The 12232-nt window shown below is 72.1% G+C and carries 10 protein-coding genes and 1 other RNA gene; 8 read left to right on the forward strand and 3 right to left on the reverse strand.

Annotation, left to right across the window (positions count from 1 at the left end):
- Window positions 1-238: 238 nt before the first annotated feature.
- The gene (locus ABZX22_RS20565) at window positions 239-418 is read right to left on the reverse strand and encodes a hypothetical protein (protein ID WP_354911255.1); all 180 of its coding nucleotides are present in this window, start codon (window positions 416-418) and stop codon (window positions 239-241) included.
- 214 nt (window positions 419-632) lie between these two features.
- On the opposite strand from ABZX22_RS20565, the gene ftsE reads away from it, so the two are divergent.
- From ftsE to ssrA, 5 genes are all read left to right on the forward strand, one after another.
- Window positions 633-1322 carry a cell division ATP-binding protein FtsE gene (gene ftsE / locus ABZX22_RS20570; protein WP_354911258.1) on the forward strand — a complete coding sequence of 230 codons (690 nt, stop codon included), beginning with the start codon at window positions 633-635 and terminating at the stop codon, window positions 1320-1322.
- A gap of 19 nt (window positions 1323-1341) precedes the next feature.
- Window positions 1342-2253, forward strand: a complete 912-nt coding sequence (gene ftsX, locus ABZX22_RS20575; RefSeq protein WP_354911261.1) for a permease-like cell division protein FtsX — start codon at window positions 1342-1344, stop codon at window positions 2251-2253.
- Window positions 2254-2275: 22 nt separating this feature from the next.
- Window positions 2276-2743: an SsrA-binding protein SmpB gene (gene smpB / locus ABZX22_RS20580; protein WP_354911263.1), complete on the forward strand. Its 468-nt coding sequence runs from the start codon at window positions 2276-2278 to the stop codon at window positions 2741-2743.
- A 38-nt stretch (window positions 2744-2781) separates the two neighbouring features.
- Complete coding sequence (locus ABZX22_RS20585; protein WP_354911266.1) at window positions 2782-4614, forward strand: penicillin-binding transpeptidase domain-containing protein; 1833 nt, start codon at window positions 2782-2784, stop codon at window positions 4612-4614.
- Window positions 4615-4897: 283 nt separating this feature from the next.
- Window positions 4898-5282, forward strand: a transfer-messenger RNA (tmRNA) gene (gene ssrA, locus ABZX22_RS20590).
- Window positions 5283-5893: 611 nt separating this feature from the next.
- Here the strand turns inward: ssrA and ABZX22_RS20595 are convergent.
- Both ABZX22_RS20595 and ABZX22_RS20600 read right to left on the reverse strand, forming a co-directional pair.
- A complete protein-coding gene (locus tag ABZX22_RS20595; RefSeq protein WP_354911469.1) occupies window positions 5894-5956 on the reverse strand; it encodes a hypothetical protein in 63 nt (20 codons plus the stop codon).
- A 15-nt stretch (window positions 5957-5971) separates the two neighbouring features.
- A complete protein-coding gene (locus ABZX22_RS20600) occupies window positions 5972-7042 on the reverse strand; it encodes a hypothetical protein (protein WP_354911269.1) in 1071 nt (356 codons plus the stop codon).
- A 113-nt stretch (window positions 7043-7155) separates the two neighbouring features.
- Here ABZX22_RS20600 and ABZX22_RS20605 point away from each other — a divergent pair, with 113 nt between their 5' ends.
- From ABZX22_RS20605 to ABZX22_RS20615, 3 genes are all read left to right on the forward strand, one after another.
- Window positions 7156-8280 carry an ATP-binding protein gene (locus tag ABZX22_RS20605; protein ID WP_354911272.1) on the forward strand — a complete coding sequence of 375 codons (1125 nt, stop codon included), beginning with the start codon at window positions 7156-7158 and terminating at the stop codon, window positions 8278-8280.
- A complete protein-coding gene (locus tag ABZX22_RS20610; protein ID WP_354911275.1) occupies window positions 8277-8921 on the forward strand; it encodes a response regulator transcription factor in 645 nt (214 codons plus the stop codon). Before ABZX22_RS20605 ends, ABZX22_RS20610 begins: the two co-directional genes overlap by 4 nt.
- Before the next feature lie 103 nt (window positions 8922-9024).
- The gene (locus ABZX22_RS20615) at window positions 9025-12213 is read left to right on the forward strand and encodes a BTAD domain-containing putative transcriptional regulator (protein WP_354911277.1); all 3189 of its coding nucleotides are present in this window, start codon (window positions 9025-9027) and stop codon (window positions 12211-12213) included.
- The last annotated feature ends 19 nt before the right edge of the window (window positions 12214-12232 follow it).

Raw genomic sequence — 12232 nt, forward strand, 5'->3', positions numbered from 1 at the left:
TGCATGGGTGGCGGGTGCGTGGCGGTGGCATACGGGCGCGGCGGCTCGCGGGCAGGCGCGATGCCGGCACGGTCGCGGTGAGGCCCGGTAGAGCCGTCTCAGGCGTGCCGAAGGGGTCGTGCGCAGCGTGGCGAGGAAGGCGTGCGGAAGCATGGCGAAGGTGCCGTGCAGAAGCGTGGCGCGTCCGCGCATGCGTCGGGCGGTGCCGCGTGCCGGGGCGGCCTGCCGTACCGGAGGGTCAGCCGACCACGTGCTGGAGCGCGAGCGCGAGGAACAGCAGGGTCAGCAGGGCGATGAGGATCAGCATCGGGGAGATCCCGTGCTGGTGCATGCGCTCACGATTGGCGCGGCACAGCGCGCAGCGTCCCTCGATGACGGGGTGCGCGCACTGGGCGCAGACGAGGTGTTCGCAACTCATGTCACCATCCACTGTAGACGGTTCTCAGGCAACGAAATCGTTTTGTTTCCGTTATGGACGTTCCATGCCAGTCTTCCCCCTAGACTGTCCTGCAGCCAAGCGGAACGTCGATCATCAGTAAAGACGGGCGTCCCCGCTGGCGGGCGGCAGGAAGTGGGTATGTGCCACCCTCGCTTCCGTCCCGACCCCTAGACTGGCACGTCGTGATGCGCTCGTGATCCATTTCGAAAATGTGACCAAGGTCTACGCGAACCAGAACAGGCCCGCTCTCGACCACGTGTCTGTAGACGTGGACAAGGGCGAGTTCGTGTTCCTCGTCGGTCCCTCGGGATCCGGGAAGTCCACCTTCCTGCGGCTGATCCTCAAGGAGGAGAAGCCCAACTCCGGCGCCATCCATGTCGCCGGGAAGGATCTCGCGAGGCTGTCCAACTTCAAGGTGCCGCACCTGCGCCGCCGTATCGGCTGCGTCTTTCAGGACTTCCGGCTGCTCCCGAACAAGAACGTCTACGAGAATGTGGCGTTCGCGCTCGAGGTCATCGGCAAGCCGCGGCGGTTCATCCGCAAGGTGGTGCCCGAGGTGATCGAGCTGGTCGGTCTGGAGGGCAAGGCACACCGCATGCCCGACGAGCTGTCCGGTGGCGAGCAGCAGCGGGTCGCGATGGCTCGCGCGTTCGTCAACCGGCCCATGATCCTGCTCGCCGACGAGCCGACGGGCAACATCGACCCCGCCACGAGCATCGGCATCATGAAGGTGCTCGACCGGATCAACAGGACCGGCACTACTGTCGTCATGGCGACGCACGACGCCGCCATTGTCGACTCCATGCGGAAGCGGGTCGTGGAGCTGGAGGACGGCAAGATCGTCCGCGACCAGTCGCGTGGCGTCTACGGCCAGGCGTACTGACAGGAGTTATAGGCAGAACATGCGGGCGAACTTCATCCTCTCCGAGGTCTGGATCGGCCTCCGTCGCAACCTGACCATGACAATCGCGGTGATCGTCACCGTGGCTGTCGCCATGGCGCTGCTAGGCGTCGGGTTGATGATCAGCGCGCAGGTCTCCCTGATGAAGGACTACTGGTTCGACAAGGTCGAGATCTCGGTCTACCTGTGCAAGAAGGACTCTCCCTTCCCCAACTGCAAGGCGTCGCCGAAGGGTGTCAGCGCGGCCGAGCGTGAGCAGTTGCAGCAGCAACTGAAGGCGCTGCCCGACGTGCAGGAGGTCACCTACGAGACCCAGAAGATGGCCTTCGACAACTTCAAGCGGACCCAGTCGGCCTCGTCGATCCTGGCGCAGGTCGTCGACGTCAACGACATGCCCGAGTCGCTGCGGGTCAAGTTGAAGGATCCCGAGAAGTACCAGCCGGTGATCGCCGCCGCGCAGGGGATGAAGGGCATCTCGACGGTCGTCGACCAGCGGGCCCAGCTCGAGAGCTTCTTCGGGATGCTCGAGAAGCTCCGCTACGCCGCGCTGGCGGTGGCGCTGATCCTGGTGCTCGCGGCGATCCTGCTGATCGGCAACACGGTGCGGCTGTCGGCGTTCAACCGGCGCAGGGAGACGGGCATCATGCGGCTGGTCGGCGCCTCCAACATCTACATCCAGCTGCCGTTCGTGATGGAAGGCATGATCGCGGGCCTGGTCGGCGGCGTGGTGGCGGCCGTCATGCTGATCGTGGCGAAGGTCTTCCTGTTCGAGGGGACGACCTCGGCGTTCGCCGCCAACAGCCAGCTCGGCTGGAACGACGTGGCGTGGGTCATCACGCTCACGATGATCATCGGCGTGGTGATCTGTGTGCTCGCGTCCTTCGTAACGCTTCGCCGTTACCTGAGGGTCTGACGAACCCGGGTAAGGTCGAAGCATGCCACGTGAGACCGGGCGCAAGCTCATCGCCCAGAACAAGCGTGCCCGCCACGACTACCACGTCGAGGACACCTTCGAGGCGGGTCTGGTGCTGCAGGGCACCGAGGTCAAGTCGCTGCGCGCGGGCAAGGCGTCGCTCATCGACGGCTACGCCTCCATCGACGACGGCGAGGCGTGGCTGCTCAACGTCCACATCCCCGAGTACTCCCAGGGGACGTGGACCAACCACGCGGCCCGCCGTAAGCGCAAGCTGCTGCTCAACCGCAAGGAGATCGACAAGCTCGCCGCCAAGGTCAAGGAGGGCGGGCTGACGATCGTGCCGCTGTCGCTGTACTTCAAGGACGGCAGAGCCAAGATCGAGATCGGGCTCGCGCGCGGCAAGAAGGACTGGGACAAGCGCCAGACCTTGAAGGAACAGCAGGACAAGCGGGAGATGGCCCGGGCGATCCGCCAGCGCAACCGATGAGACCTCAGGTTCGCAGAGTCCTGGCCGCGGCTGTCACGATGGCGGTCGCGAGCACGACGCTGACCGGGTGCTTCGAGGAGCCCTCGGCGCACGAGGCCGTGCGTGACTTCCTCGTCGGCTGGCAGTCGGGCGACTACGCGCTGGCGGCCGGCCGTACCGACGGTGACCCCAAGGTGGTCGCCAAGGCGCTGGAGGACACCCGCGTCCACCTCGACGCGGCCTCCTTCCGGTTCAAGATCAAGAACTTGACCCAGAACGGCGAGGAGTCCACGGCCGACTTCACCGCCGAGGTCGACCTGGGCGAGAACAACTCGCTGTGGGAGTACACCAGCCGGCTGCCGCTGCACCTGGTCGACGGTGTGTGGAAGGTGCGCTGGTCGCCCAGTGTCATCCATCCGCAGCTGCACGAGGGGCAGCGGTTCGCGGTCAAGCCGGAGCCGGAGTCGCGCCGTTCGGTGCTCGACCGCACCGGCGATCCGCTGCAGAAGAACGCGACGCTGTACGTCGCGGGGGTGACGCCCGCCACGCTGGGTGACAACGCGGAGAAGGTCGGCGAGCAGCTCGCCAAGCTCACCGGGTTCGCCCAGGACCGGCTGCTGAGCCGGATCAGGTCGGCGCCGCCGAGCGACTTCGTGCCGCTGGTCCACTTCGGCCGGGTGAAGTACCTCCAGCTCCAGTCGAAGCTGGAGGCCATCCCCGGCGTGACCATCGACGAGCAGGAGATGCCGGTCGCGCCGGCGCCGCCCGAGCAGGTCGTCGGCATCGTGAGCGCGCTGACCGCCGAGACCGAGCAGAAGCTGGGCGGCCCCCAGCGGGCGGGTGACTCGGTCGGCCTGACCGGGCTGCAGAAGGCCTACCAGGACCACCTGACCGGCTCCACGCAGACGTCGGTGATCACGCTCGATCTCAAGACGGGCGAGCAGGTCGCCGAGCTGAAGAAGTGGCCGGGCCGGCCGAACGCCCCGGTCGAGACCACGATCGACAGCTCGGTCCAGGGGGCGGCCGAGACGGCGCTGGCCGGCACCAGGTCGGCGGCCCTGGTCGCGGTCAAGGCCTCCACCGGCGAGGTGCTGGCGGTGAGCGCCTCCTCCAACCTCAACGAGGAGAAGGACGCGCTGGCCGGCAAGTACCCGGCGGGCACGGCCTTCTCGATCATCGCGGCGCAGGCGCTGCTGAAGAAGGGCGTCAAGCCGAGCCAGCGGCTCGCCTGTCCCGCCGAGCGCACGGTCGGCGGGGCCAGGTTCGAGCAGGCGGGGCTGGCGGCCGCCACCACGCAGAACTTCCAGTCGAGCTTCGCCAGGAGCTGCGTCACCGCGCTCGCCTCGCTCGCGCGCCGGGTCACCGACGCCGACCTGGCCAAGGCCGCGTCCGACTTCGGCATCGGCAAGCCGTGGAAGCTGCCGCTGAAGTCGTTCAGCGGCAAGATGGCCAAGCTCGACTCCGACGCCGACAAGGCGAAAGCCATCGCGGGGCAGAACGTCGAGGTGAGCCCGCTGGCGATGGCGCTGGTCGCGGGGGCCGTCGCGAAGGGCACCTGGCATCCGCCGCTGCTGGTGGTCAAGCCGGCCACGCCCGACCCGGCCGCCGAGGTGCTGCCCGCCACGCCGCCGCCCAGCGTGGCGATCGACCCGAAGACGCTGCCGGCACTGCAGGCGATGATGCGGGCCGGGGTCACCTCGGGTACGGCGACCGCCGCGGCCACCGGCGGCGAGCCGGTCGCGGGCATCACCGCCCCCGTCACCGGCAAGGACGAGAAGCAGGCGTGGTTCGTGGGATGGCAGGGCGATGTCGCCGTGGCCGTCCTGGCCGAGAACGCCGACCCGGCCGCCTATGCGGGCCGCTTCTTCTCGGCGATGCGCGACCCTACGTAAAGACTTCGTCACGCAGAGCAACCATCGACGGGTCCGGCTGCGTCTTCCTGAGTGACCAGGCCTGATCGGGGGGTTGCGGACCTGGTCGTCGCGATGAGAAGGACTTCATCTCGGGGGAAGTCCTGCCGTCCGGACCGGCGCTACCCTGCCGGTCACCCCCGGGGGTGTCTCGCCTTGTGCGCGCCTCCGGGGGTTCGCCCGGGAATTGGGTTGGCGTTCGCCGTGTTGTCACATGTATCTTCATGTTGCACGGCCGTTCGCGGCCGTGTTGACAACTGAACAGGGGGGTGATCGGTTTCGACTTTGACCTTGCAAGTCAGGAGAAGCGGGCCGAGGACTGCGGACATAACCTCGTTAATCCTGTGACCGCAACCAACAAGTGCCAACTCTAAGCGCACTGAGGTCAGCCAGGGTTCCCTGGCTCTCGCTGCCTAAGTAGCGAAACCTCTGTCAGCCCGGGCATGCCTTCGGCTCGGGATCTGGCATCGTGAGAAGGCTCAACCGCTCGACCCGGCCACGGGGGAGAGCGGGAAACCAAACAGTGGCTGAGCCTGTCGGCGACGCGCCTGCGTGAGCGCCGGGGCTGAGAAAACGTTAAGCAGGCTGCGCCCGGAGAAGCCCTGCCTTGGGGTTGAAGGACGCGGGTTCGATTCCCGCCACCTCCACCGATCTGGCGTCACGCGGCCACGGCTCTCGGAGAGTCGTGGCGAGTGACGCGCTGCTGAGCGACGGCGGTGTCCATGTGGACACCGCCGTTTCGCGTTTCCGCCCCCTGGGTCGCGCGTGAGGGCAGAGCCCCGCCGGCCGAACTGCTCGCTTGCCGGCCCGGTTCCCGATGAGGGGGCCGGGCCGTTTCCGTTCCCGGCACCAGGTGTGTTGCCCCGTCGGCCCTCATTGGATAGCATGACTATCCAATGAGAGAGGAGCTCATCGTGATCGTCCTGATCGTTCTCGCCGCGAGCACGCTTGTCTTCCGCCTGCTGGGCGCCCTCGGCGTCAGCCGCTTCCACACCTGGGCCGCGTCCGCCGCGCACGGCATGGCCGTGATGCTGGTGGTGGCCGCCAGCGCGCACTTCGTCCCCGCGGGCGTCACCGTCATGCCCAACCACGCGGACATGGTGGGGATCGTGCCGCCGTTCGTGCCTTTCCCCAGCCTGATGGTCTACGTGACCGGCGTGCTGGAACTGCTCGGCGCGCTCGGGCTGGTGATCCCCTCGACCCGGTGGGCCGCGGGGATCGCGCTGGCGCTGCTGTTCGTGCTGCTGCTGCCGGCCAACATCTACGCCGCCGTCGCCGGCATCCCCTTCGGCGGCAAGGCCGCCACGCCGCTGTGGCAGCGGATTCCCGAGCAGGTCCTCTACATCGCGATCGTGCTGCGGGCCGCGGCCACGGCACCGCGCCCGCAGTGGGCGCAGCGGCCCCTCCTGCGCAGGCCGTAGGCGAGGGCGGCGGCGGCGAGGGCCGCTCCCCAGACCGGCCAGAAGCACTCCGGCAGCCACGCGCCCCACATGTCCATGGCGAAGGCGCCCGCGAGCGCGCGCCTGATGTAGGTCAGCCCCGCCATGATCACGATGGCCGCGACGAGGGTGGCGGGGACGATGGCCAGAAGCGGCGGCACCCGCCTGCCCCGCAGACCGATCATCCAGCGCGGGAAGACCTCACCCCAGCGCTGCACCAGGCCCAGCGTGAGCACCGCGCCGAGAGCGCCGAAGGTCGCCAGGTAGGCACCGGCCAGCCAGATGCCGGGCGCGTCCTTCTCGCCCTCCACCAGGAAGCTCTCGCTGACGCCCACCGGGATGCCCAGCGCCCACGCCCACCGGGTGGCGCTGTAGATCAGCGGGACGGCCACGGCGACGGCGACGGCCGTCCGCCCCCATCGGGCGGCCGCGGCGGGACCGGTCCAGCCGCCGGCCTGATCGGTGCGGCCGCAGGCCACGCACGCGTCGCGGCGGCGGCGCTGAGCCGCCACGGCCGCCGCGGCGAGCAGGGCCCCGCCGAGGGCGCACAGCAGCTGGTTGAGCACCGGCCACGGCCAGGCGTCGGCGAGGCCGACCTGGCCCCACGGGCCGTCGAGGAAGACGGCCACGCTCAGCAGCGGCGTGTAGGCGACGCCCATCATGAGCCGGGAGTCCGGGACCACCAGGACGAGGAAGGCCGCCAGCGGCCACGCCACCACCAGCGGGATCCCGCCGCGCCCCCGGACGAGCGCCACCGACGTGGCCGCGCACAGCAGCGCGAAGGCGGCGATCCACCAGCCGCCCGGGTCGGGGGTCAGCCCGGCCAGGAGGGAGAGCGCACCATCGGGATCGGGGTCGCTCGCGCCCCAGGGAAAGCCGGGCGCGCCGAGCGCCCAGGCCACCCCGAGCACCGCGTAACCGGCGGACCAGACGGCCGCCGCGTGGCCCGCCTTGGAGATGATCCTTGTCATGCCTCCACCCTCGGGCCGCCGCCCGGTGCGGGACCATGTGCCGTTCGGCAGGTCGTGCGGTCCGCGAGGGCGTGCGGGGTGCCGAACGGCACATCCTCCGTATGGTGGCTGCCGTGGAATTCTGGGTGGTGCCGCTGATCGCGGCGGTGGCGGCGCTGGTGTGGACGGTCCCCGGCGGCAGGCGTGCGCACCTGCCGGTGGCGGCCTGCGTCGCCGCGGGGCTCTCCCTGGCGGTCACCTGCTGGTACGCGATCACCGGCCCGCGCCGCGGCGAGGACCTGATGGGGCTGGTCGAGAGCCTCGTGCTGACCGCGCTGGTCGGCCTGATCGCCCGGTGGTCCCCCGTACGGCGGGCCGTGCCGGCCGGCGTGGCGGCGGGTCTGGCGGCCGCCACGTGGCTGCTGCGCTACCTGGTGCCCGTCTCCCCGTTGGAGGGCCTGGGCATGTGCGCGTTCTGGGGGATCGGCGTGTGCGGTGCCGCAGGCGTGGGGATCTACCTGCGCTCGCTCGACACCCGGCGGGTGCGGGCCGTCGAGGAGGAGCGGGCCGGGCAGCGGCTGCGCCTGGCCAGGGACCTGCACGACTTCGTCGCCCACGACGTCAGCGAGATGGTGGCGCAGGCACAGGCGGGGCAGGTGGTCGGGGCCGTCGAGCCCGCCCAGGCGCTGGCGGCGCTCCAGCGGGTGGAACGGGCGGGGCTGCGGGCGATGGCGACGCTGGACCGCACGGTGCTGGAACTGCACGACAGTCCGGGCCTGGCCGGGCTCGCCGACCTGGCGGGCAGGTTCACCGCGGCCGGGCCCGCCCGCGTCGAGCTGGCCGTCCCGGACGTCGAGGTGCCGGAGGAGGTGGCAGGGCTGGCCTACCGGATCGTCGTCGAGGCCCTGACCAACGTCCGGCGGCACGCCCTCGAGGCCACCAGGGTGGACGTCGCCGTCCGGGTGGAAGGCGGGACGCTCGTGGTGATCGTGGCCGACGACGGAGCCGCGGACCGGCCTGCGCCTCCGGACGCGGGACGCGGCGGTGACCGCGACGCGGCTCGGGACGCGGCGGGACGCGGCGGGGAGCCGGACGCGGGTCCGGGCAGGACGGCCGGCGGCGGGCAGGAGCGGGCCGAGGGTGGCGGGTTCGGGCTGCCGTCGCTGTCCGAGCGGGTCGAGGCGATGGGCGGGACGCTGCGGGCCGCCGCCGTACCCGGAGGGTGGTCGCTGGTGGCGCGCCTGCCTCTGGCACGATGAACGGCGTGCCCACCCGGATCCTCATTGCCGACGACCAGGAAGGCATCAGGAGCGCGTTCCGGCTCGTCCTCGACGCGCAGCCCGACATGACCGTGGTGGCCGAGGCGGCCGACGGCGTCACGGCCGTCGAGACCGCGCTCGCGATCCGCCCCGACGTGGTGCTCGCCGACATCAGGATGCCCCGCGCCGACGGCATCGAGGTCACGCGGGCGCTGGCGGAGACCGACATCCACGTGGTGGTCGTGACGACGTTCGGGCAGGAGGAGTACGCGCGGGCGGCGCTGCGCCACGGCGCCGCGGGGTTCGTGCTCAAACGCTCGGGGCCCACGCTGCTCGTCGAGGCGGTGCGGGCCGCGATGAGCGGCGACGTGCTGATCAGCCCGCAGCTCACGGTGGGCCTGCTGCGCGGGGCCGAGCGGCCGGGCGCGGTCCTGGACGACGCCGGGCTCACCGACAGGGAGATCGAGGTCGCCCGTCTCGTCGCGCAGGCCAGGACGAACGCCGAGATCGCCGAGGAGCTCTTCCTGTCGCCCGGTACGGTCAAGAACCACATCGCGAGCATCCAGCGCAAGCTCGACGTGAAGAACAGGGTCGGCATCGCGGCATGGGCCTGGCGCACGGGCCGGGCGCGCACACCGTGATTCGATAGCATCGTCGGGCTATGGCCGCGTTCATGACCGATGGGGCGGGACACCCCCCTTGCCGTGCCCGCTCGTTCGCCCCTGACCTGCCGTACGAGGCCGAGTGACCAGGTTCGGGATCCTCGGGCCCGTCGAGGCGCGGCGAGCCGACGGCGAGGCGATCACCGTCGCCGGCGCCCGCCTGCGCGCCCTGCTGGCGCTGCTGATCCTCGACGCGGGCAGGATCGTGCCCACCGAGCGGCTCATCGAGGGCCTGTACGGCGAGCAGGCCGTGACCGGCGAGACCAACGCGCTGCAGTCGCAGATCTCCCGGCTGCGCAGGACCCTGGACACCCCGATCGAGTTCCACCCGGCCGGTTACCTGCTGGCCGTGGACCGCGAGCAGGTCGACGCCCACCGCTTCGCACGCCTGGTCCGCGAGGCGCGCGCCACGGTCTCGGCCGCCGAGCGGTCCGAGCTGCTCGGCCAGGCGCTGCGGCTGTGGCGCGGGCCCGCGCTGGCCGACGTGCGCGCGGCGCCGTTCGCGCCCGCCCAGGTGGCGCGGCTCGAGGAGGCGCGGCTCGGCGCCACGGAGGACCGCGTGGATGCCGATCTCGAGCTCGGGCGGCACCGGGGGCCGGTGGCCGAACTGCAGGAGCTGGTGGCCGCCCACCCGGTCAGGGAGCGGCTGCGCGGCCAGCTCATCAGGGCCCTGTACGCCGCGGGACGGCAGGCCGAGGCGCTGGCCGTCTTCGAGGACGCGCGCCGGACCCTGGCCGACGAGCTGGGCGTCGACCCCTCGCCGGAATTGCGGGAGATCCACCTGGCGGCGCTGCGCGGCGAGCTCCACACGCCGGGCGGCGCGCCGCCGCCGCGCCCGGCCACCGCGCCGCCGCCCCCCGAGCGGGACCCGGGCGCCGCGCCTCCCCTCGCCCGGGATTCCGGTGCCGCGGCGCCTTCCACGTGGGGCCCGCGTGCCGCGCCGCCCTCCGAGCGCGGGGCGCGCGCCGCGCTGCCCGCGCAGCTGACCAGCTTCGTCGGCAGGGAGGACGACCTGACCGCGGTCCGCGGCCTGCTGGAGCGGTCCCGGCTGGTCACACTGACCGGTCCGGGCGGCGCGGGCAAGACCAGGCTCGCCGTCGAGGCCGCGGCCACGGTGCCCGGCGAGGTGGGCTTCGTCGAGTTCGGCGCGCTGCCCGAGGGCGGCGACGTGGCGCAGGCCGTGCTCACCAGGCTGGGGCTGCGCGTCGGCCAGGACGTCCCGGATCCCGCCGACCGCCTGGTCGGCGCGCTGGCGGGGCGGGCGATGCTGCTCGTCCTCGACAACTGCGAGCACGTCGTCGAGGCGGCGGCCGGGCTCGCGTACCGCCTGCTCACCGCCTGCCCCGACCTGCGGGTTCTGGCCACCAGCAGGGAGGCGCTCGGCATCACGGGCGAGCGGGTCTGGCCGGTCCCCCCGCTCGCCGGCTCGCCCGCCGTCCACCTGTTCGAGGACAGGGCGGCCGCGGTGCGCCCCGGGTTCGCAGTGGGGGAGGGCAACCGCGCCGACGTGCGGCGGATCTGCGCGGCGCTCGATGGCCTGCCGCTGGCGATCGAGCTGGCCGCCGCCCGCCTGCGCTCGCTGTCGGTGGCCGAGGTCGCGGCCAGGCTGGAGGGCGGGCTGGGGCTGCTGTCGCGCGGCAGCCGTACGGCCGAGCCACGCCACCGCACGCTGCGCGCGGTGGTCGAGTGGAGCTGGGGCCTGCTGGACGAGAGGGAGCGGGAGGTGGCCCGGCGGCTGACGGTGTTCGCGGACGGCGCCCGGCTGGAGGCGGCCGAGCGGGTCTGCGGCTCGGCGGACACCGTCGAACTCCTCACCGGGCTGGCCGACAAGTCGCTGGTCGAGCTGGTCGGCGACCGCTATCGGATGCTGCAGACGATCCGCGCGTTCTGCGCCGAGCGGCTGGACGAGGCAGGCGAGGAGGCCCGCTGCCGCAGGGCGCACGCCGCGTACTTCCTCGGCCTGCTGCGTGAGGCGGCCCCTCACCTGCTGCGGGCCGAGCAGCTGGAGTGGGCGGCCCGGCTCGACCCCGAGCACGACAACCTGCTGGCGGCGCTGGGCTGGGCCACCGAGCACGACCCGGCCATGGCGTTGCGGATCTTCGCGGACCTGTCGACGTACTGGTGGCTGCGCGGACGCCGGGGCGTCGGTGTGCGGCCCGCCCGCGCCCTGCTGGCCGCCGTCGGCACCCGGCCGCCCGACGGGCTCGAGGCCGAGTACGTCATCTGCGTGACCAGCGCGGCCGCGGCCGGCGAGCACCTGGAGGCGGCCAGGCGGCTGATGCGGGAGACGGACCTGATCGCCGGGCGTCCCCAGCTGTCGTTCTTCTGGGGCAGCTTCGTCGGCCCCTCCGTCGAGGACGGCTTCCTCGGCGTGATGATGGAGCGCGTGCAGGCCAGCGCCGACCCCTGGGTGAACGGCCTCAAGCACGTCGGGCGGGGGTTCCTCTGCCATCTGATGGAGAGCGACGTGGAGGGGACCGAGCGGGAGTTCGGGCGCGCGCTCGACTACTTCCGCTCGCTCGGCGAACGGCTCGGCATGGCGATGGCCCTGTCGGAGCTGGTCAGGGTGGCCGCGTGGCGCGGGCAGCGGGAGCGGTTCACCGAGCTGATCGAGGAGGCGCTGCGCCTGGTCGGTGAGCTCGGCGCGCAGGAGGACATCGCCGACCTGCTGAGCCAGCGCGGCGAGGGATGGCTGCTCCTCGGCGACCTCGACAGGGCCGAGGCCGACTTCCGGCAGGCGGCCGAGCTGGCCCGCGGGGTGGGCGCGCTCGAGGGCACCACGAGGGCCGCCTGCGGCCTGGCCGACGTGTCGAGGCTGCGCGGCGACCTCGATGACGCGCGCCGCCGCTACGAGGAGGTGCTGAGGGACGGGCAGGCGAGCGGGTCCTTCGGCGAGTCGCTGACGGCCGTGCACGTCGGTGTCGCGCTCGGCCGGATCGCGGCGGACTCCGGCGCCGTCGAGCTCGCCGCGTCCAGGCACGAGGAGGCCTTCGCCGCGGCGTTGCGCGTCCAGAGCCTGCCCGCGCTGGCGATCGCGGTGGAAGGGCTCGCGGGTCTGTCCGGCCTGCGCGGCGACCACGAGCGGGCGGCGCTGCTGCTGGGCGTGGGCGAGGGGCTGCGCGGCGTGGCGCTGCCCGGCGACAGCGACGTCGCGCGGGTGCGGGACCGGGCGCGCGCGGTGCTGGGCGAGCAGGACTTCGCCCGCGCGTACGCCAGGGGCGTGGCGCTGCCGCGTGAGGACGTGGCGGGGCTGCTCTGGCGGCTCGGCTGATCGGCGTCTCGCCGGTCAG

This window comes from Nonomuraea sp. NPDC003804, assembly GCF_040610675.1.
GTDB lineage: Bacteria > Actinomycetota > Actinomycetes > Streptosporangiales > Streptosporangiaceae > Nonomuraea.